Here is a 20,698-nt window from a genome sequence, read left to right as displayed (position 1 = left end):
CATTACCGAGATATCGTAAAAAGTACTTTAATGGAATAAATCACCTAATAAAAACAGTGTAAAAATAAAAAATACCCTAAGAATATCTTAGGGGGAGGTTAACCTTTACCATTTTGGTTCAATTATTATTTTTCTTCTTAACAATTCGGTATCAAGAAGTTGGATAGCACAAATACATGTTAGATCGACTTCTTTACAAGTAGACGTTTTCTCTAATCTAACAACATCACAAATAGAATTAGAAATGCGACCTTCAATATCTAGGGGACGCAATAATGAAATTGTTGTACAGCACTTTTCCGGATCAACAGATTCGATTCGGAAGTAGCTTGTTTCAAAACACTCCTTTGTGTCGTTAAAACTTAAAGGGTCTCCTTTTTTGGTTATTAAGAAGAAGGGAATTGTATCTGTATTTACAATTTCGGCTAGCAAATGACCATAAAATTTAGTATGGGAATGTTTTAAAAAATCCTGAAATAGCTTTAATTCAAAGAGTGCATCGCATATACAATTGCTACTTTTTCTTTCGCTGCTCAAATTTTTTTCAACTCCCTCCTACCCTTTTGTAAATATCATATTAAGATATAAAAAGTTTGTACGGGTTAAAAGCTTGTCAGAAACAGCCTAAATTGACGCTCAAAGTGGTTCTAGATAAAACTTTATTTCCCTTGAAGCTCCTAATGCAATCGCTTCTGCTTGTTCGGCTGACTCTGAGACAGCTATAACGCATGCATACCGATCACCCATCGAATACGGATTAGTTAGGATTTTCCCTTCAAGAGCCTTAACATGAACATATTTAACTCCTTTGTGCTTTATAGCCAGTTCTTCACCGGTGACTTTAAGCAGCTTCCCTCTCGATCTTACCGTTAAATATTTGGCGTACACATGTTGTTTTTTTGTTTCTACGAAAGCAGGCTCTTCTCTTAAATACAATTTCAAAATTTCTTTTATGAGATTAATTCCAGTACCTTCTTCTATAATCCTATTCATTACTCCACCTGACATTCTCGGATTGATTTCAATTAGTTTCCATTCTCCTTGAACAAGCTTCATCTCAAAATGACATGAGCCATTCGAAAGGCCAAGTGTTTCGACTATATTTACGATAGTCGAATAGAGGCTATCGCTTTCTTTCTGTCCTAAAATTGCGGGAAACTTATAACCATTAACGACAAACCGTCCGTTGTATATAACTTCCTGCTCCACTACACCTAAATATCTTATTTCATTGTTGTACACTAAAGTTTCAATGAGATACTGTTGTCCTCTTAAAAATTCTTCTATTAGCAATTGACTATCTGGATGATTTTTTTGTACAAAATTTAATGCATTTGCAAGCTTCTTTGTCGTTTCAACAAACAAAACGTCCTTTGAACCGTTTGAAATAGGGGGTTTAATAATGATGGGAAAAAGGGATTGAAACTCCTCTTCCAACTCTTTGTAAGAATCACTTGGATGAAATATGGAGTAATAAGGGGTCATTGGAAGATTGTTAAGTTTTTCTCTTACTTTTATTTTGTTCTCCATTATACGTAGTGAGTCTACGGAGATTTCTGCAAGCTCTAAATGCTTGCAGAGTTGAGCTGCAAAAGAAACATACGGGTCAATCATACTAACACATGCACAAATTTGTTTTCCATTTTCCTTTAACTTTATTATTCCGTCCAACATCTGCTGTTCATCAAGCATATTTTTTACAAAAATAAATTGATCAACGTCCGGGAATTCAACATTACTTGTCATGTACTTCGGAATATCTGTAAATAACACTACATGATATCCCATTTCTTTTGCAGTTGTCAGGGCCTCTTTACTTGTCCCAAACTTGTAACATCCTATAAAAACAATTGTTTTCATTATTTATCCACCTATTCATCCCTACATAAATCTCTATAATGTATGGGGAAAAGACCGGTCTACCCATTATTATTGCCTATATGATAGAAATAATCGTGCGAAAAAAATACGTGCAACTATTAGGAAGGCGACGGACGGATGACGGCCATACTATTACCGAAATGCTTGGGATGGTGACGTAGTCGTGTCCCATGCATTTTGAAATCTAGGTAATGGTACAGTAGTCTTCCAGTCTAGAGCAATCCGAAAATGTTCTTAAACAAACTTTTCATCGAAATATAAACTTTACTGGATAATTATAGTCAATAGACACGTCTGTTTTTACTTTTATCAATTCTATGATATTCAGATATTTGAATTACTCGAACATCTCTTGTATTGAGCTCATGATAAATCCCTCTACTATCTCGAAAGGAGATGTATTGATCACGCTCACTTTGAATGAGTTCTTCTGCACTTTCTTGGGATTCTAGATGGATAAATCTTCTTATGTAATGTTCCTCATCAAAAAAATAAGTGACTTTAAATTCTTTCATTATATTAACTCCTAACATGTTTTCTTAAGGTATTCTTTATCATATCCAAAAAGTCATGTTTTAAGCTATTCATGCTCTAGTTGAAGGGAAATCCAAGGTATTATGATAAAATAAATGTACTTAAGTTGAAAGGATGATAATAAAAATGAAATCACCATTTACATATAAACATACAGCACCCGAAGCAACTGGAGAAAAACTACCTGCAATTTTCTTATTACATGGAATGGGGAGTAATGAAGAGGACTTGCCACAACTTATAAAAAGTTTTGAGAAGACTCACCATATTTTTAGTTTACGCGGCCCGATTGTTCACAATCCAGGGTATGCATTTTTTACGATAGCAGAAGTCGGCAAACCCGATCGTGATGTGTTTGATCAAATAATAACGTTTATCCAAGCATTTATCCATGAAGCAATCGAGGAATATGAGCTTAATCCAGACAAAATCTTTGTTGTAGGATTTAGCCAAGGAGCAGTGCTTGCTCAAACTTTGGCATTAACAATGGGCAATGTTATTAGTGGTGTGGTGGCATTGAGTGGCTATATACCTGACTTTGTTAAAGGAGAATATAGTAATCGTTCTGTTGACCATTTGAATATATTTATATCGCATGGTGACTATGACTACGTTATTCCATCGCAATGGGGTGCGGAAAGTAAGGATTACTTCGAGGCACAAGGAGCGAAAGTTACGTTTAAAACTTACAATGATGGGCATGGTGTAACACCCGAAAATCATAAAGATTTGATCACTTTTTTGAATGGAAATTAATATTAAAAAAGAACTTATTGAACGAACGTCAATTTCGTAAATCAAACAAATGTTCAACCCATCCTAGGAAGGATGGGTTATTTTTAGTGAACTGTCCACATTTTATTTCAGATTTCGACTCTATTCATTTCAAAACGTACTCTGCGAGAACACTTTGCACTTTATAAATATTTAAAGACTTATTAAATTTCTTTTGAACAGGTGCCGCACTTCCTGAAAGCCATATTTTCAACTCTGCATCTAAATCAAATGTTCCAGCCGTTTCGATTGAGAAATGTACAACGCTCTTATAAGGAATTGAGTGGTACTCTACTTTTTTCCCTGTCACTCCCTGTTTATCGATTAACAATAACCGCTTATCCGTAAAAACGAAAAGATCCCGGATAAGCTTGTACGCATGCTCGACTTTCTCAGAAGTGCTAAGCAAATCCTTTAGTTCATTCTCCACTTTATCTAATTCTATTTCTGATGCATTTCCCATTAATCCATCTAAAAATCCCATTGTTTTCCTCCTATGTTCATTCTGTTCTAAGCCCTAAGTTAACATCTCATTAAGTAACAATTATCCAATCATTGTTAGATTCATATTTTTTTAGAACTATATATTCATAATAACTGAAATACTTTGATAATTCACTGAATAATTGAACTTTTAAATGTATATTGACAATTATTTTTTCACTTGGTAAGCTTTAAAACAAATCCAAATTCGTTGAAGAGAATAAGTACGAATGGTTCCTTAATCCAAAGAGAGTCGACGTTTGCTGAAAGTCGATGTTTAAGTCCTTTTCCGAAATCATCTCTGAGAAGCAAAATTGAACTTTTTGTAAATTTTGCCGGTTTATCCTCCGTTATCTTGGGATCACGTATGATAGTACGTTGGCTGAGTGCTGGAATTTTTGTGATAGACAAATTTCCGGAATTAGGGTGGTATCGCGAGTAATCTCGTCCCTTTTACAGGGGCGAGTTTTTTTTGTGCCTATTTTTCACTGAATATGGATTATTCGATTGAAGGAGTGAATGAAATGAGTAAATCTAGAATTTTATTTGTAGGATTAATGTTATTTTCCATGTTTTTTGGGGCTGGAAATCTAATTTTCCCTCCATTTTTAGGTGCAAATGCTGGAACAAACTTTCCACTCGCTATTACTGGATTTGTCGTTACTGCAGTTGGACTGCCATTACTTGTATTAACAGCATTATCTTTTGTGGAAGGTGGCGCACGCACTTTAGCTAGCAGAGTTCACCCTATATTTGGATTAGTATTTACGATTATCGTTTACTTATCGATTGGACCATTTCTAGGGATTCCACGTAATGCGACGCTTGCTTATGAAATGGGACTAAAACCGTTTATACCTGATTCTTCTTTTGCTTTATTCGGTTTTACAGCATTGTTTTTCCTTCTTGTATTTCTAGTAAGTTTAAATCAAAGCAAAATGGTTGATCTTATGGGAAAAATCATTACACCACTTTTATTGCTAAGTATGGTCGTATTAGTTGTGACTGGTTTTGTTCAATTAAAAAGTGGGGCATTAAATCCTACAACTCCCGCATATGTACAATCTCCTTTCCTAAAAGGTTTTTTGGAAGGCTACAATACAATGGATGCACTTGCTGCGCTTGCGTTCGGAATTGTTATTTTGACTACGTTAAAGCGACAAGGTGTTTCGGAAGGTAAAATGATGCGAAGAGAAATGCTAAAAGCAGGTCTTCTTGCAGGAGTATTACTAGCGATTGTATATTGTTCACTTGGTTATATTGGAGTGAAAATGGCTGGAATGGGTTCATTTGAAAATGGCAGTGTACTTCTTTCTTCTGCCTCCTTTTTACTGTTCGGCCGATGGGGAAATTTACTTTTAGGCATTATCTTTGTTCTCGCTTGTTTCACTACTTGTGTTGGCCTTGTTTCCGCTTGTGGAAACTACTTTCATTCGTTACTTCCAAAAGTTAGTTATAAAAAAATTGCTTTGTTTTTTGTACTAATTAGTTTTGGATTTGCTAATTTCGGACTAGACACGATTTTATCCATGAGTGTTCCGTTTTTAGTTGCTACTTACTCTTTAACTATCGTATTAGTTGTTCTATCTTTTTTTCACCCGTTATTTGGAGGTTCTTCCTATGTTTATATTGGAGCAATGACACTTACAGGAATTGTCGCTTTATATGATGGCTTAAAAGCATTTGGATTCACTTTTGGAATAGTAGATTCTTATATGAGCTATCTACCATTTGCAGATTTAGGGTTAGGGTGGGTTATTCTTTCGTTTGTAGGTACTGCAATTGGTTATGGTTTGTATTTAATAAAAAGAAATTCAGTAATTGCCGCCACTAAACACTCTTTGGAGAAATAATATCAAAACTAGACATTGGTACTATTTCAATGTCTAGTCATTTTACAAGTATATTAACGCTTTGAACATTACGCGAATACCTTTTCTCCCATATCCAAAATGATTTAAAGAATCGATTAAATATATATCCTTTTCTGGATGATAAAACAGAAACGAACCTGCTGAACCTTAATTACCAACTCTATACTAATATGCCATTCAATCCTTTCATTTCTTCAAGCATCAAAATATACATTTTACTTTATTCATCTTTCAACCGTTTAATCTCATCACCTAAATATACTGTGGATAACTTTACTTCTTTTTCTTTTTCCACACGATATCCACTTGCTTGTGGACGAGAACTTACCACCTTTTGTAATTGTTCATCCACAAAATGCAAAGCCACACCATCGTCAGCAGCGTATCCAGCATTTATAGCATTCTCTTGAATTAGTCTCTGATATGTAGGACGACGCATCTCTTCCCCATCATAATGTGGACAATTGCTTCCACTAATAAGACCTAGGCAAGAAATAGGTTCAAGCTCATCTCCATAAGAATCCGTCACACCATCTTCAAACCAGCAAAGGGAGCCTGCACTAATTCCTGACAAGACTGTTCCATTATCATAAGCATGGCGGATAGCTATATCTAGCCCCCACTCTCTCCAAAGTGCTATCAAGTTCTTTGTATTGCCTCCACCTACGTACAATATATCTTGTTCCATTATAAATTTCTTAATGTCACGCGTTTGTGGTTTGAATAAAGACAAATGCGAAGGATCACAATCTTCCTTTCTGAAAAAATCATAAAACCGCTCTATATAACTATCCGCATCTCCACTAGCAGTTCCAATAAAACATATCTTCGGTCTTTTTTTGGATGATTGCTCTAAAATATATCGATCTAATAACGGGTTTTCAGGTTCCATTGAGAAACCTCCGCCTCCCATTGCAATAATCTGTCTCATCTCTTTATCCCCCTATGTATTTTTCATTTTTTTAGTATAGTTGATAGAAGCTCCTCGACAGACCCTGTACAAATTTTCACTTCAGATAAGTGATAAAACGTACTTGTTGTCTCCATATCCAACGCTTCGCCATGAGGCGAGTAAAGAAAAATCTGTTTCTTTAACGCGATGGCCATTCCTAATTCGATATGACTTCCTTTTCCACCTGGCAATATAATAATGACATAATCGGCATCCTCAATTGCTTCTTCCAAATACAATTGCAGGAAGTATTAACGTCGCAAACCCATGCCAGCTGGAGAACTGATGGACCTCTCCAACAGCTTTACTTTGAATAACAATCATCCAAATAGAAGATGTTAAGACTATTAAGGAAGAAACAAAAAACCAAATTATTGCCCCTGGAGTGACTTCCCAAGGTAAATTCATTACAAAAATATTATTACGAACAAAAATAGCAGATAAAACCCAATATGGAGTCAACCAAATACTCGGAATCATTATGACCCCCATTACTTGAGCCATCTCTTTAAATGTTCCCTGCCCACCAAACCATTTGCCTACCCATGTGTAGATTACCGTTCCAATTCCTAACCCTACTAATCCCAAAATAGGACCAAGCACAAGAATCCCAACTAAAAGCAACCACAACTGAATGCTAAAAAATTTACTCCACTCATTTCCTGCACTTATCGCGTTAGGTATTCCCGCTATGGCGGCTAAAATAAGGGAGTATTTTAAATCTTTGTGATTCAATACATAGCGTACTGTTTTCCTAGTGGATAGCCAAATTGAAAAAAACGGATTTAGTTTTTCAATTTCTTCATATTTCATTTCTTCTGTCACATAAATCCCTCCAACCTAATACTAGTCTATTTTTAAATTCCAAAAATATGTATTTTTTTAATCGTTTTTTACACTACAATCATTCATTCGACATGAAATACCTTTCCCCTCTAGAATAGAGAGTATATTTACAATTACTAAAAATAACCATTTTTAATTTTAGGGTGGTCAGACAGTTAATAAACTCAAATTTGCCTACTGTCTTTTTTTCAAATTAAATCCGAAAAAAACCACTCGCTTTAATCTGTGAGCACTAAAATCCTATTATGTTTAATATTTCAATAAATAAGAAAATCGTTGAAACGGTTCCCTTTCCGGAGGCCACTGAAAAACCAAAATTCAGAAAATAAAGTCACCACTTGAGAAGTATATTTGTATCAAAATTGGCATGACGTCCCCATAAACACCCTAAAAAGTGAAGGAATTATGGGATTTCGTTTTTATTTTTTGAAAAAAAAGTGACTTTTTCAGTGGCCTCCCTTTCCGCGGGCGTTGCCTCAGCCTCCTCGCTTCGCTGTGGGGTCTTCAACTAACGCTATTCCCGCAGGAGTGTCACCTTTTCAACGATTTTCTAGAAATGAAAAAGTCTCTATCATTCGAAGGTGCCAGATGGGCTTGTCTAATATCCTAATAAATAAGAAAATCGTTGAAACGGCTCCCTTTCCGGAGGCCACTGAAAAACCAAAATTCAGAAAAAATAAAGTCACCACTTGAGAAGTATATTTGTATCAAAATTGGCATGACGTCCCCATAAACACCCTAAAAAGTGAAGGAATTATGGGATTTCGTTTTTATTTTTTGAAAAAAAGTGACTTTTTCAGTGACCTCCCTTTCCGCAGGCGTTGCCTCAGCCTCCTCGCTTCGCTGTGGGGTCTTCGACTAACGCTTTTCCCGTAGGAGTGTCGCCTTTTTCAACGATTTTCTAAAATGAAAAATTATTAATCTAAAAGATAGACAGTTTTTCAATATCCTCCCCAAAATATGGATTACATTTATATACCCTTCTCTTACCTGCTTGAAAATACCATCCCCCAAAACAGAGGGCACTGAAATAGTACTTATAATTCGACTTTGTTAGGTTGTTCAATATTCCAATAAATAAGAAAATCGTTGAAACGGGCTCCCTTTCCGGAGGCCACTGAAAAACCAAAATTCAGAAAATAAAGTCACCACTTGAGAAGTATATTTGTATCAAAATTGGCATGACGTCCCCATAAACACCCTAAAAAGTGAAGGAATTATGGGATTTCGTCTTTATTTTTTGAAAAAAAGTGACTTTTTCAGTGACCTCCCCTTTCCGCGGGCGTTGCCTCAGCCTCCTCGCTTCGCGCAGGAGTGTCGCCTTTTCAACGATTTTCTAGAATTAGAAGTGTGCTGGATTTTCTTTTGTTTATCCGTTTGGGTAGCGTTAGACTGTAGAATTGCTTAAACTTTATAAAAAAACAAAAGGGGTTCGGAAATAAACAATACCGAAACCCTTTTGCATTGTATCTATTTATTTTTGATCATTAGTACCTTTTTTCTGTTTCATTTTTTCTACGTTGATTTGGAGTCATCGGTTCTTGCTTAGGCATTAGATTACCGAGTTCAGCTAACTCCAGAGAAATTTCTTCTTTCGCGTTTTTCGATCTTGCGTTAGGATTTTTTTGCAATTGAGGTAAAGAATTAGGATGATTATCTGCTCCTTTGTCACTTTCTCTTCCCATATTAACACCCTCTCCTTTGAAGAAATTTTGTTCCTCTTTAATATGGTTTAGAAATTTCGTTTAATTCGTTCTGAAAAAGAACTATGTTTATAACAATTAAGAAAAAGGAGCGTAGAGTGTGGGAATAGTTGAAGTTCCCCATCTACTTTTTTTGCTTATCAATATTTACTAAAATCATCCTTATAATTTTTGCTCGAACAATTGCTTGTAATGGTAGTTTATCTGTTCATTATTTATTCCCATACCAATTAATATTATGATTGGTTTTTTATTTAAATTAGCTGGAACGGGAGTAAAATTAGCTTTTTTTGAAGCATACTGAAAACTGTAAAGCTGATGAGATTTTTCAAATTTCACAAAGCCTTTCCCTCGCAAAACATTGTTCGGAAGCTGATTAAGCCATTTTTCAAAAGTTTTTTGTGGAAGTGCAGGGAAATCCTCTACCTTAATTGCTTGTACGGTAGAGTGGTGATGGTGATAATCTATATTCGAACGCTGTTGATTAACCGAAATGGATTGAAATTTTCTTTCAAAAAGTTTTTCAGTTCCAATTCGTCCATACACACACTTTACTATTTCCTTTTCTGGTCCAACTATTTTAGTGATTTTAAGTATTACTTTATCCAGCTGATCCTGTCGTATAAGATCCGTTTTATTTAACAACAATAGACTTCCACAAACCATTTGTTCCTTCATCAGTTTCCGAACTTCTGCTGAACTTGAAAATACACTCTGATATTCTAAGTATTGACTAGCATCTAAAACGGTAATAATAGACATTATTTCAAACTGGTCAATATATGGCTTACTCAAGAGTGCTTCTTGTATTTCTAACGGATTTGCCACTCCTGTACCTTCAATGAATAAAATATCGATAGGCGATTTATCCATTTCTGCAATTAACTCATCCATTGTTTCTTTTAAATCATCTTGAATCGTACAACAAATACAACCATTTAGTAGCTCCACTACCTTTTCATCTTTAAACAAATGTCCTTCTACATTTTCTTCACCTAACTCATTTAAAATAATCCCTGGTTGTTGCCCTTTATTCTTACAATGCTCAAGCATGTTCAATAAAATAGTAGTCTTACCACTTCCAAGAAATCCACTTAACACATATACAGGTATTTTTTGTTTGTTATCCATAGTATCTCTCTTTTCAAGTTTAATAACTTCTGTAAACATATGGCTCTTCCGGTTCTGCTATTTTTTTAAATTTTTCCACTTTCAAAATGGGAATTGTTTTTTTAAATGGTTGGTAGTACATGGAGTCCATCGTACCCTCTACTTCAATCCATTCATCATTATGGAAAGTTGTGTCTTCCGGAAGTTCTAGTAGCATACCGAATACGCCAGAATCTGCGACACAATGAATTAATCCAAAGCGAAATAAAAAAACACTTCCTGTTTCCTTATCAACGTAAGTAAAACCTTTAAAACCGATTGTTTTACCTGTAAAGTATCCAGGATTTTTGTATATCGTTTCCATTCCATAAAGGAAATCTTGATCGTTTAAAATCACTCTGTCCTTGTTAGAATACTTTCCTAGTGCTTCTTCCATTATCTCTTCATAGCCATCTTGCCCATAAAATATGCTTGTATCAGGCTCAAGGAATTGATGGAAACCATAAGGATCTTTATCGTTATACACTTCAAAGTTAAATCCCTTTGCTGCAACAATATTAGAATCTAAAGTGGCAATAGGAAGAAAAAAAGCTGTTAAAATGGGAAAGATGAAAATAGGATAACTGATCCATTCCTTCCACGACTTCCCCTCTTTAGAATGATCTATTCCACAATCGCATATATCGGTCAATTCATCTTCATTTCCGTCTTTTTTCAAAGTGAAATACATTTGGATTAGCATAAAGAAAAACAGTACAAAAATAGCGAGAAAGGAAAAAGATGAATATTTCAAATTGATGTATTTAGAAATATTTCCCGATGCATGTAAATGCAAAAAGAGAAATGACAACCCTAGCAAAATCCAGCAACGAAACATTATGAAACTACTCCTTTTCTATAAGTTCGTAATTAACAGAGATCCAAGAAATACTAGAATTGCTGTATAAATGAATAAGAAAAAAACGAACTTTGTTTTGAACACACCTAGCATCATTAATGTGTTTTTTATATCAAACTTTGCACCAAAAACGAGAAACGCAATTAATGCTCCAGTTGAAAATGTACTTCTAAACGAAGCAGCTACAAATGCATCAGCAGATGAACACAGTGACATAATAAACGCTAAGCCCATCATGACAAGTGAAGAAGAGTATTCCCCATGTCCAATGGATGTTAGTATGGATGTTTTCATGTATGTTTGCACAGCTGCAGCAACCATAGCGCCGAATATCAAATACTTCCCAACAGTGAAAAACTCATCCACCATATGTTTTAAAGTTCCAAGCACTTTTCCTTTCACTGTTATATGTTTAGGGGAAACTTGATGTATGAACGTATGCTTCAACTGGGATTCCTTAAATTGATAAGAAAGAATTAGTCCTACTATAAAGGCCACAACAAATGAAAGACCACCTCGATAGAGCACCATTTTCCAACTGTTCCCAAAAGCCACATATGTGGAGAATAAAACAACTGGATTTATAATTGGTCCCGTAAGCATGAATGCAATAGCTGCATGGAGTGGGACTCCCTTCGCCATTAATCGGCGAGCGATAGGAATAATCCCACATTCACATGCAGGAAAAATCGCACCGAGCGCACTAGCGGATAAAACAGAAAGGAATCTATTTTTAGGAATAATTTTAGTAAGCATTTCATCTGTCACAAATACTTGAATCAAAGCCGAAACAATTACCGCTAATAAGATAAAAGGCAAAGATTCAATTAATATACTAATAAAAATTGTATTAAACTGTAAAAATAATTGACTATTCATTTTCTTGACTCCTACTGAAAAACTTGAATATAGATAGATTAATATACCTTGATTTTTTTTACAAACAGCTATCATTGTAAGAACTTACAATGCATTCCATGTCCGAATTTTTGCTTAAAAATAAATTCAAAAATAGCATATAAACACTTTAAAAACATAACAAAATGGCGAAGGAATAAAAGTGTAAGAAGTATCACTTATCTAAGAAAAATATCCCATTCTATAAGTTTGTGTTAATTAACAGAATAATCTAACTCCACTATTTATATTGACAACTTTATTTTCACTTGGTAAGCTGTGAAACAAATCCAAATTCGTTGAAGAGAATAAGTACGGATGGTCACTTAATCTAAAGAGAGTCGACGCTTGCTGAAAGTCGATGGTTAAGCCTGTTTCGGAAGTAATCTCGGAGAAGCAAAGTTGAACCTTTAGTAGATTTTGCCGGTTTATCCCCCGTTACCATGGGATCACGTATGATTGTACGTTGGCTGAGTGCTGGAATATTTGTGATAGACAAATTTTCAGAATTAGGGTGGTATCGCGAGTAATCTCGTCCCTTTTAAGGGGCGAGTTTTTTTGTGCCTATTTTTCACTGAATATGGATTATTTGAATTGAAGGAGTGAATGGAATGAGTAAGTCAACAACTTTATTTTTAGGACTAATGTTATTCTCCATGTTTTTTGGGGCTGGGAATCTTATTTTCCCACCATCTTTAGGCGCAAATGCTGGAACAAACTTCCCACTTGCTATTACTGGATTTATCTTTACTGCAGTGGGTCTTCCTTTACTTGTATTAACAGCATTATCGTTTGTGGAAGGTGGCGTTCGTACGCTAGCTAGTCGAGTTCATCCTATTTTCGGTTTTGTTTTCACAATGATTGTTTATCTATCACTAGGTCCGTTTCTAGCCATCCCCCGTAATGCAACACTTGCTTATGAAATGGGGTTAAAACCTTTTATCCCCAATTCTCCTTTTGCATTAGTTAGTTTTATAGCGGTGTTTTTCTTGCTTGTATTTTTAGTTAGCTTAAACCAAAACAAAATGGTAGATCTCATGGGAAAAATCATTACTCCTCTTTTATTACTAAGTATGGTCGTTTTAGTAGTGGCCGGTTTTATTCAATTAAAAAATGGCGCAATAGAACCCGCAACTCCTGAATATGTACAATCTCCTTTCCTAAAAGGATTTTTGGAAGGCTACAATACAATGGATGCACTAGCCGCGCTTGCGTTCGGAATTGTTATTTTAACGACTTTGAAGCAAAAAGGAGTTACGGAAGTAAAAATGATGCGACGAGAAATGATGAAAGCAGGTCTTCTTGCAGGAGTATTACTCGCTGTTGTATATTTTTCGCTTGGTTATATAGGAGTAAAAATGGCTGGAATGGGATCATTTGAAAATGGCAGTGTCCTTCTATCTTCTGCATCCTTATTACTATTTGGTCAATGGGGTAATTTACTATTAGGCTTTATCTTTGTTCTAGCTTGTTTCACTACTTGTGTAGGGTTAATCTCTGCTTGTGGAAACTATTTTCATTCTTTGTTTCCGAAAATTAGCTATAAGAAAATTGCTCTATTTTTTACGTTGATTAGTTTCGGATTTGCAAACTTCGGACTAAATTCGATTTTATCATTGAGTGTACCTTTTTTAATAGCTACATACTCCTTAACAATTGTATTAGTTGTGCTATCTTTTTTTCACCCGTTATTTGCCGGCTCTACTTACGTGTACGTTGGAGCAATGTCCCTTACAGGAGTAGTTGCTTTATACGATGGCTTAAAAGCATTTGGATTCACCTTTGGAATAGTCGATACTTATATGGGTTACCTTCCGCTTGCAGAGCTAGGGTTTGGGTGGGTTACACTAGCATTAACAGGTACTATCGTTGGATATGGAATATATCTCATAAAGAGAAATTCGCTCATTACAACTAAACAATCTTTGGAAAAATAAAAAGTTCTTTGTAGATGCATACGCTTCTTCAAACTACTAAAGGCTATCTACTACTGACTCAGTGCTAGAATAATTTTACAATGATAACGACTAACGTTAGGTACCAGACTTTTCGCCTGGTACCTTTTCTTTTTCCCAAAGAGATTTTTTAATATATAATTGAAAAGAAAGAAATTTATACCAGTATTTTTAAAGGAGATTTAGTATGTTAAAGATACATTCTATAAAACAAGAAGTAAAAAAGACGTTAATAAAAGAATTAGAAAATCACCAATCTACCAATGATTTAGATAAGCAGATTGAATCGATGTCCAAAATAGAATTAATGGATAGATACATTTACTCTTTCGAAGAACAGATCTCTTCATCAGAAATTTGTAAATTCGTAGATACCGTTTTCGGAATTAATTTAGAATCAGTACTTGTATTAGATAAGAAGTCATTACAAGCTCCTTCTTCCAATAACATGGATCAATCTACAATGTCTCCGTCCAGAACAGTAATAGATAGTTACTTAGATTTAGCAAAACATAAAATGACCGGTATGGAAATTCGTAAAATGTTAAACCAAATCTTCGGTATTAATTTAGATGGAATTTCTGCTTTAGAAAAAGAAAGAATTTCTTTATTTTCAAAAGGGCAGTGGGTTGTTCAAAATGCAAAAGACTTATTCATTATACATACAGGAATTGAAGACGTAGATGTAACGGTGCTACCATCCATATACTTTATGGAACATTCTGGATTAGAAGGATTACCTAGTGAATTGCAAAATTCGTTATCTCATCTTGGGTACAATCACGATAAGAAAATACGAGGCTACTATTTTTCAAATCCAAGCGGAATGGCAGTTACAGACCAATTTAAAGGTCAAACAATTGGAGCAATCATTGAAGTCATCCGCAAATCGTATTCAGATTTATAAAAACTAAAGTCGTACTTAGTCATTCAACTAATTAGATGAGTACGACTGTTTTTCCAACTAACCCCTTCATCATTAATAGAAGAAAAGACGCTGTCCAATAAGCAAGAAAATCGTTGAAACGGCTCCCTTTCCGGAGGCCACTGAAAAACCAAAATTCAGAAAATAAAGTCACCACTTGAGAAGTATATTTGTATCAAAATTGGCATGACGTCCCCATAAACACCCTAAAAAGTGAAGGAATTATGGGATTTCGTTTTTATTTTTTGAAAAAAAGTGACTTTTTCAGTGGCCTCCCTTTCCGCGGGCGTTGCTTCAGCCTCCTCACTTCGCTTCGGGGTCTTCTGCTAACGCTATTCCCGCAGGAGTGTCACCTTTTTCAACGATTTTCTAGAAAAAAGTAGAGTAAAAAATCCCCTCTACTTTTTAGCTTTTTAGAAAAGTCATCAGACTGTAGACAAACTCATAAAGCGAGTTATCTATAGTCTTTTTATTTTTAATAGGATAGATAAGGTTTTCCGAAGCTTTCCGCGGGCGAGAGTCGAGCAGCTTCCTCGCTCTGCTGAAGGCACTGACATTCGACTTTGCCAGATGGGGTTGTTCATTTAGTCCAATTAATAAGAAAATCGTTGAAACGGCTCCCTTTCCGGAGGCCACTGAAAAACCAAAATTCAGAAAATAAAGTCACCACTTGAGAAGTATATTTGTATCAAAATTGGCATGACGTCCCCATAAACACCCTAAAAAGTGAAGGAATTATGGGATTTCGTTTTTATTTTTTGAAAAAAAGTGACTTTTTCAGTGGCCTCCCTTTCCGCGGGCGTTGCTTCAGACTCCTCGCTTCGCTGCGGGGTCTTCTGCTAACGCTATTCCCACAGGAGTGTCACCTTTTTCAACGATTTTCTAGAAATGAAAAAGTAAAGTGTGGAATAGTTCTGAAGTTCCTACTCTACTTTTTAATTTTAGACAATACCATCGGGAACTGAAAAACTCGAATTAATATTATTGTAGGAACTATTTGTTTTATTTCATTTAAGAGAATTTAGCGCGACGCATGAGACTCCTGCGGGAAAGCGAGACAGGCGAGACCCCGCACGAAGCGTAGCGGAGGAGGAGGCTCGTCGCTCGCCCGCGGAAAGCGAATGCCAAAGCGCTAAATTCTTTTAGCGACTATTTGATAGAAAATTTAATAGAATGACCTTTTTCAGTGTCCTCCCTTTCCGCAGGTGTTACCTCAGCCGCTTCGCTATAGGGTCTTCGATTAACGTTATTCCCGCTGGAGTGTCACCTTTTTCAAAGATTTTCTGATTGATTTCAACTTCTCGTGTTAATGATAGAGTTTATTGATCAAAATTAAGAAAAATTTTAAAGGCAGATGGAATGAGTTATGAGTTCATTCCATCTGCCTTTGTCTTCGATTTGAGGCTGTCTCTAAAATAGAGACAACCTTTCTTAAATAGGTTTATTTCCCAAAAGACGACAAAAATTTAACACGATCGCCCATAGGTGGGACATTGTTATCAACTAAAGCTACTTCTAAAATAGCTGGTCCATTTAACTGAGTTAAATTATTTATGACATCTTGATTTAAATCTTCCATGCTATCAATTCTGAAACTTGGTATGTCCATAGCGGCAGCCATTGCAGCAATATTGGTTGGTTCCTGCTCAAAAGATGGATGGCTGCGTTTGTATTGTAATGAATGACCGTGATAGACCATTCCAAGGCGAGCATTATTCATTATTACAAATAAAACAGGTATGTTAAATTCTTTTGCTGTTAATATTTCCATTCCATGCATGAAGAAGCATCCGTCACCTGTAATAGCTACGGAAGGTCGCTCTGGTTCAGCAAGTTTCGATCCTATAGCCGCTCCAATACCGCCTCCCATAGCACCAAAATGTACATTAATGTCAAACGTATCAGTATCTAAAACCTTCATATGATGAATAACGTATGCCATAAACTCCCCTATATCAATGGAGTATCTAGTCGAAGAAGGTAAATATTCCTGTAACTTTAAGAGTACATTTCTCGTATTGTATTCCTCGATATTTTTTATCTCATTATTCTTTTCAAGTCGCTTTGTACTCTCTCTCGTTAATCCTAAAGCTTTTAATTCTTCTATTAAATACAACAAGCTTACATTTATTTCACCTAAAACAGGAATATCAATCTCATACTTCCGGTTGAATACAGTTGAATCAAAGTCCATTTGTACAGTGAAGCGATTTTTTGTAAGGTTTGCATTATAATTGTTTGTGGCTGTTTCCCCTAGGCTTGTACCGATTATTAATAATGATTGAACATCACCTTCATTTATTAATGTCGATGCATAGTCATGTCCAGCAAAACCAAAAACTCCAGCTAGAAGAGGGTGATCATCTCGGATAAGCCCTTTTGCTTGAGGTGTTGTGATAATCGGCCAATCTAACATTTCTGCTAATTCTATTATTTGCTCAGTAGAATTTCTTATTCCCTGCCCTACAAAAATATAACCGCTCTCTCTTTGCGTTAGTTCTTTAGCTACTTTTTGTATCGTTTCAAGGTCAGGAGTTAGATCTTGTTTCTTATGTAATATTGGTATTTCAGTATTTCCACCTTCACCATGTTGCACATCGATTGGCATGGCAATATGAACAGGCCCTGGCACTCCAGAAATCGCTATTTCAGTTGCTTTTACAACTTCATTCAGTAAATCCTTTGAATCTGTCACAGTTACACTATACTTTGTAACTGACTTAAAAATCGGGTCAGCATCCAATTCTTGAGAAGCATTTAGCCCCATCGTATTAACAGGTACTGCACCCGTTATAAATAAAACAGGTAAATGCTCTCTCATTGCATTTGCTGCACCTGTTACTAAATTGGTTCCACCCGGCCCACTACTTCCTATACATACACTCATTTGTTTCGTATACTTCGCATAAGAAGCTGCAATATAGGAAGCTGCCCCTTCATGCTTTGTGACTATTGGAGTTATTTCAGGCATATCATAAAGTTCATTGAAAAATGCATTTACGGAACCTGCTGGAATACCAAAAATATGCTTTACTCCAATACCTTGTAAATATTCTAATACTGAACGTACAGCTTTCATAAAAATCCCCCCGAATTTTTAATATTAACTTAAATATTTTTTTGTTATTCCCTCAGCGTTTAGTGGCTTACTAAAGTAAAATCCTTGCATGATATAACAGTTTTTAGATAGTAGAAAGTCTAATTGCTCTTTTGTCTCGACACCTTCAGCAATAACATTTAGATTCAAATTTTGAGCTAAAGTAATAATTGTATTTGTAATTGCAGCATTATTATCATCATCTTTTACTAAGTCTTGAATAAACGATTTATCGATTTTTAATGCATCAATCGGAAAGTTTTTTAAATAACCTAATGATGAATAACCAGTACCGAAATCATCTATCGCTATATTTACTCCTAGACTTTTTAATTGTTTCATTTTTTTGATCGTATTCTCAGTGTTTTTAATAATTTGATTTTCGGTAAGTTCTAAATGTAAAAATTCAGGTGCGAGATCTAATGTCTCTAAAATTTCTTTTACTATAGAAACTAAATTGTCCTCTTCAAACTGACATCCTGATAAATTCACAGACACACTCATGGACGAATGTCCCTGCCCCTGCCATTCCTTCAATTGTTTACATGCAGTAAAAAGTACCCATCTTCCAATCGGAACAATTAACCCCGTTTCTTCCGCAATCGGAATAAATTCAGCAGGTGATATCATACCTTCTGTAGGATGATTCCATCTTAGTAAAGCCTCTGCTCCAATAATAGTATTCGTCCTACTGTCAATTTGGGGTTGATAATATAAATCTAGCTCATTTTGATCTAACGCTTTATATAAAGCATTTTCTAGTTTAATACTTGCAAGCGTTCTATTATTCATTTCACTTTTAAAGAAGTGGTAATAGGTACCTGATTTCTCTTTTGACTTGTACATTGCTGCATCTGCATTCTTTATTAAAACTTCAGAAGAGTCACCGTCTTCTGGAAAGAGACTAATACCGATACTCGTTTTAATATACACTTCATTTCCTTTTAAATTAAAAGGCTTGGAAAAAGAATCAGTCACTCGTTCAACAACCTTTAAAACATCTTTTTTACTTTTAAAATTTGATAGAATGATTGTGAATTCGTCTCCACCTTGCCGAGATACGATAGCATCTTTTGGAATACTAGTTCTTAATCGATCTGCAACCTCCCGTAGCAAAAGATCCCCATAACTATGACCTAAACTATCGTTGATCAATTTGAAACGATCTAAATCTAAGTAAAGCACTGCAATTTTTTGCTCTTTCTCTTGCGCTTCTGCTAATCTTTGATTTAATGTGTCATTTAACAAAACTCTATTAGGTAAATCTGTTAAACTATCGAAGTAAGCTAGATATTTAATTTCTTCCTCCAGTTGTTTCCGTTCTGTTATGTCCTTAAATGTAACCACTTCGCCAAGAATGACGTCTCCTTCTTTTATGGAGGAGATAACATATTCCACAAAGAAACTGGAATTGTCCTTTTTATAAAATTTTTGATTTCTGACGGAATGGAGTGATGGATGACTTTGTGTATTATTTCTATTAAAAATAATATCGCAGGACTTACCTATAAGTTCACCTGTTTCATAGCCCAACATAGATTCGCTAGCTGGATTACAAAAAGTTATTTTCCCTTCGAGATCTAAGCCAAAGATTCCTTCTCCTGCTGAGTTTAAGATTAATTCCTTTTCGCGACTTAAATTCTCTAGCTCTGAAACAACTCTTTCAAGCTCATTATTTTTTACTCTAATTTCTGAAGTTCTCTCTTCAATAATCACCTCTTGCTTTTCCATATATAATAAGTTTGATAGCGTAGAGGCAGCAGCATCTGCAATGGATTGTGCTAGCTGTATATCCGACTCCGGAAAAAATAGGACTTTTTCCTCGAGTTCAACAACTGCTAAAGCACCTAATACCTCTCCCATCGCCACTAATGGTAGCATAAACATACCTTTTATACCAAAATTTAGACAAACATCGTGATTTGGTCTTTCATCTATAAAAACATTTGGAATAAGAAGTGGTTCTTTTGTCCGAAGAACCTCTTTAAACACAGCATCATTCGTTTGATCAATATGAACTTTATTGTGAGTCCTCATCCAGTCCTCTTCTGTCCAATCACTATCTCTACTTAAACTTGCTGGTTTTATTCTTTTCTCTGCCAAAGGGTCTAGTAAGTGCACCCCAATATTGTAGTTTTTCAACACTTTTCCTACATAGTAAAAACATCTATCTAGAACTTCTTGCATCGACTCACACATTGATAATTCACGTGTAAGATCCAATAACAATTGCTTTTCTGCTATGAGATTCTCTTTCCTCGTTAGATTTGTTGCATTCCGAATAGCAACACCAGCCATATTCACATAAGCTTCTACAGTCTGTATTTCTTCCTCTGTTAAATTCATAGGAATCCCATAATCAAATAAAAAAACAAGTCCGAACAATTCATTCTCGTAAGAAATAGGAGAAGCTAACAATGATTTAATCTTAAACCCTGCAACTGCTCTAGGGTCAGGACGACTATCCTCTGCTGTATTGGGAATGTAGATTGTTTGTTGTGTCTCAATCACTTCTTTTGCGAGTAAATCATATTCAGTATCGATGACGTGCATATCTATCGTCATTCCATTTATGACTTCCGGTTTTCCAACATACCCCCTGAACTTCCCATCTTCCTGAGGCAAATAAATACCAACAGAGTCGCATTGAACGATTTCTTCGGAAATAGCTGTAATTACTTGTTCCAACACTTCTCGTAATTCGAGCTTCGTATTTATTAACTTTGTAATATTTGCAAGACGAGAGTATCTCGTTTGTTCTTTTACCAT

Annotated in this window: 17 protein-coding genes and 2 other annotated features; of the genes, 4 read left to right on the top strand and 13 right to left on the bottom strand. The window is 35.4% G+C overall.

The features are described 5' to 3' along the window. Positions 1 to 105: 105 nt before the first annotated feature. From FG384_RS15790 to FG384_RS15780, 3 genes are all read right to left on the bottom strand, one after another. On the bottom strand, positions 106 to 537 hold the full coding sequence (locus FG384_RS15790; RefSeq protein WP_142643663.1) for a CotY/CotZ family spore coat protein: 432 nt from the start codon (positions 535 to 537) through the stop codon (positions 106 to 108). 99 nt (positions 538 to 636) lie between these two features. Further along, positions 637 to 1,860: an ATP-grasp domain-containing protein gene (locus FG384_RS15785; protein ID WP_142643660.1), complete on the bottom strand. Its 1,224-nt coding sequence runs from the start codon at positions 1,858 to 1,860 to the stop codon at positions 637 to 639. 302 nt (positions 1,861 to 2,162) lie between these two features. Then, complete coding sequence (locus FG384_RS15780; RefSeq protein ID WP_142643658.1) at positions 2,163 to 2,396, bottom strand: hypothetical protein; 234 nt, start codon at positions 2,394 to 2,396, stop codon at positions 2,163 to 2,165. A gap of 145 nt (positions 2,397 to 2,541) precedes the next feature. On the opposite strand from FG384_RS15780, the gene FG384_RS15775 reads away from it, so the two are divergent. After that, positions 2,542 to 3,171, top strand: a complete 630-nt coding sequence (locus tag FG384_RS15775) for an alpha/beta hydrolase (RefSeq protein WP_142643657.1) — start codon at positions 2,542 to 2,544, stop codon at positions 3,169 to 3,171. A 124-nt stretch (positions 3,172 to 3,295) separates the two neighbouring features. On the opposite strand, the gene FG384_RS15770 is transcribed toward FG384_RS15775, so the two are convergent. After that, positions 3,296 to 3,673 carry a PH domain-containing protein gene (locus FG384_RS15770; RefSeq protein WP_142643654.1) on the bottom strand — a complete coding sequence of 126 codons (378 nt, stop codon included), beginning with the start codon at positions 3,671 to 3,673 and terminating at the stop codon, positions 3,296 to 3,298. 201 nt (positions 3,674 to 3,874) lie between these two features. Then, positions 3,875 to 4,127 (top strand) — a binding site (T-box leader). Between the two features lie 69 nt (positions 4,128 to 4,196). On the opposite strand from FG384_RS15770, the gene brnQ (FG384_RS15765) reads away from it, so the two are divergent. After that, complete coding sequence (brnQ, locus tag FG384_RS15765) at positions 4,197 to 5,525, top strand: branched-chain amino acid transport system II carrier protein (RefSeq protein WP_142643652.1); 1,329 nt, start codon at positions 4,197 to 4,199, stop codon at positions 5,523 to 5,525. Between the two features lie 241 nt (positions 5,526 to 5,766). On the opposite strand, the gene FG384_RS15760 is transcribed toward brnQ (FG384_RS15765), so the two are convergent. From FG384_RS15760 to FG384_RS15730, 7 genes are all read right to left on the bottom strand, one after another. Beyond that, a complete protein-coding gene (locus FG384_RS15760) occupies positions 5,767 to 6,477 on the bottom strand; it encodes a Type 1 glutamine amidotransferase-like domain-containing protein (protein WP_142643649.1) in 711 nt (236 codons plus the stop codon). 23 nt (positions 6,478 to 6,500) lie between these two features. After that, positions 6,501 to 6,731 carry a hypothetical protein gene (locus FG384_RS15755; RefSeq protein ID WP_142643647.1) on the bottom strand — a complete coding sequence of 77 codons (231 nt, stop codon included), beginning with the start codon at positions 6,729 to 6,731 and terminating at the stop codon, positions 6,501 to 6,503. Then, on the bottom strand, positions 6,715 to 7,323 hold the full coding sequence (locus FG384_RS15750; protein WP_142643645.1) for a Yip1 family protein: 609 nt from the start codon (positions 7,321 to 7,323) through the stop codon (positions 6,715 to 6,717). Before FG384_RS15750 ends, FG384_RS15755 begins: the two co-directional genes overlap by 17 nt. Before the next feature lie 1,508 nt (positions 7,324 to 8,831). Continuing rightward, positions 8,832 to 9,029, bottom strand: a complete 198-nt coding sequence (locus FG384_RS15745) for a hypothetical protein (protein WP_142643643.1) — start codon at positions 9,027 to 9,029, stop codon at positions 8,832 to 8,834. Between the two features lie 180 nt (positions 9,030 to 9,209). After that, a complete protein-coding gene (locus tag FG384_RS15740) occupies positions 9,210 to 10,178 on the bottom strand; it encodes a CobW family GTP-binding protein (protein WP_166462458.1) in 969 nt (322 codons plus the stop codon). Positions 10,179 to 10,197: 19 nt separating this feature from the next. After that, complete coding sequence (locus FG384_RS15735) at positions 10,198 to 11,034, bottom strand: TIGR03943 family putative permease subunit (protein WP_142643639.1); 837 nt, start codon at positions 11,032 to 11,034, stop codon at positions 10,198 to 10,200. 18 nt (positions 11,035 to 11,052) lie between these two features. Then, positions 11,053 to 11,934: a permease gene (locus FG384_RS15730; protein ID WP_142643637.1), complete on the bottom strand. Its 882-nt coding sequence runs from the start codon at positions 11,932 to 11,934 to the stop codon at positions 11,053 to 11,055. Between the two features lie 308 nt (positions 11,935 to 12,242). Continuing rightward, positions 12,243 to 12,495: a binding site (T-box leader), on the top strand. Between the two features lie 68 nt (positions 12,496 to 12,563). On the opposite strand from FG384_RS15730, the gene brnQ (FG384_RS15725) reads away from it, so the two are divergent. Both brnQ (FG384_RS15725) and FG384_RS15720 read left to right on the top strand, forming a co-directional pair. After that, the gene (gene brnQ, locus FG384_RS15725) at positions 12,564 to 13,889 is read left to right on the top strand and encodes a branched-chain amino acid transport system II carrier protein (protein ID WP_142643635.1); all 1,326 of its coding nucleotides are present in this window, start codon (positions 12,564 to 12,566) and stop codon (positions 13,887 to 13,889) included. Positions 13,890 to 14,094: 205 nt separating this feature from the next. Then, positions 14,095 to 14,814 carry a hypothetical protein gene (locus FG384_RS15720; RefSeq protein WP_240793449.1) on the top strand — a complete coding sequence of 240 codons (720 nt, stop codon included), beginning with the start codon at positions 14,095 to 14,097 and terminating at the stop codon, positions 14,812 to 14,814. 1,459 nt (positions 14,815 to 16,273) lie between these two features. Here the strand turns inward: FG384_RS15720 and FG384_RS15715 are convergent. Beyond that, complete coding sequence (locus FG384_RS15715; RefSeq protein ID WP_142643633.1) at positions 16,274 to 17,911, bottom strand: thiamine pyrophosphate-binding protein; 1,638 nt, start codon at positions 17,909 to 17,911, stop codon at positions 16,274 to 16,276. A gap of 24 nt (positions 17,912 to 17,935) precedes the next feature. After that, positions 17,936 to 20,698 (bottom strand): bifunctional diguanylate cyclase/phosphodiesterase, encoded by a 2,763-nt coding sequence (locus tag FG384_RS15710; protein ID WP_142643631.1) that lies wholly within the window; start codon positions 20,696 to 20,698, stop codon positions 17,936 to 17,938.

The sequence above is a fragment of the Psychrobacillus vulpis genome (assembly GCF_006861825.1).
Taxonomy (GTDB): Bacteria; Bacillota; Bacilli; order Bacillales_A; family Planococcaceae; genus Psychrobacillus; species Psychrobacillus vulpis.
Note: the sequence above shows the minus strand (reverse complement) of the source record. Positions and strands in the feature narration are given on the sequence as shown.

Bases quoted from the DNA above. Each gene is read 5' to 3' on its own strand.
- FG384_RS15715 (WP_142643633.1), bottom strand. From the start codon at position 17,911: ATGAAAGCTGTACGTTCAGTATTAGAATATTTACAAGGTATTGGAGTA.
- brnQ (WP_142643635.1), top strand. From the start codon at position 12,564: ATGAGTAAGTCAACAACTTTATTTTTAGGACTAATGTTATTCTCCATG.
- FG384_RS15775 (WP_142643657.1), top strand. From the start codon at position 2,542: ATGAAATCACCATTTACATATAAACATACAGCACCCGAAGCAACTGGA.
- FG384_RS15735 (WP_142643639.1), bottom strand. From the start codon at position 11,034: ATGTTTCGTTGCTGGATTTTGCTAGGGTTGTCATTTCTCTTTTTGCAT.
- FG384_RS15710 (WP_142643631.1), bottom strand. From the start codon at position 20,698: ATGGTAAAAGAACAAACGAGATACTCTCGTCTTGCAAATATTACAAAG.
- FG384_RS15720 (WP_240793449.1), top strand. From the start codon at position 14,095: ATGTTAAAGATACATTCTATAAAACAAGAAGTAAAAAAGACGTTAATA.
- FG384_RS15730 (WP_142643637.1), bottom strand. From the start codon at position 11,934: ATGAATAGTCAATTATTTTTACAGTTTAATACAATTTTTATTAGTATA.
- brnQ (WP_142643652.1), top strand. From the start codon at position 4,197: ATGAGTAAATCTAGAATTTTATTTGTAGGATTAATGTTATTTTCCATG.
- FG384_RS15785 (WP_142643660.1), bottom strand. From the start codon at position 1,860: ATGAAAACAATTGTTTTTATAGGATGTTACAAGTTTGGGACAAGTAAA.
- FG384_RS15745 (WP_142643643.1), bottom strand. From the start codon at position 9,029: ATGGGAAGAGAAAGTGACAAAGGAGCAGATAATCATCCTAATTCTTTA.
- FG384_RS15740 (WP_166462458.1), bottom strand. From the start codon at position 10,178: ATGGATAACAAACAAAAAATACCTGTATATGTGTTAAGTGGATTTCTT.
- FG384_RS15760 (WP_142643649.1), bottom strand. From the start codon at position 6,477: ATGAGACAGATTATTGCAATGGGAGGCGGAGGTTTCTCAATGGAACCT.
- FG384_RS15780 (WP_142643658.1), bottom strand. From the start codon at position 2,396: ATGAAAGAATTTAAAGTCACTTATTTTTTTGATGAGGAACATTACATA.
- FG384_RS15770 (WP_142643654.1), bottom strand. From the start codon at position 3,673: ATGGGATTTTTAGATGGATTAATGGGAAATGCATCAGAAATAGAATTA.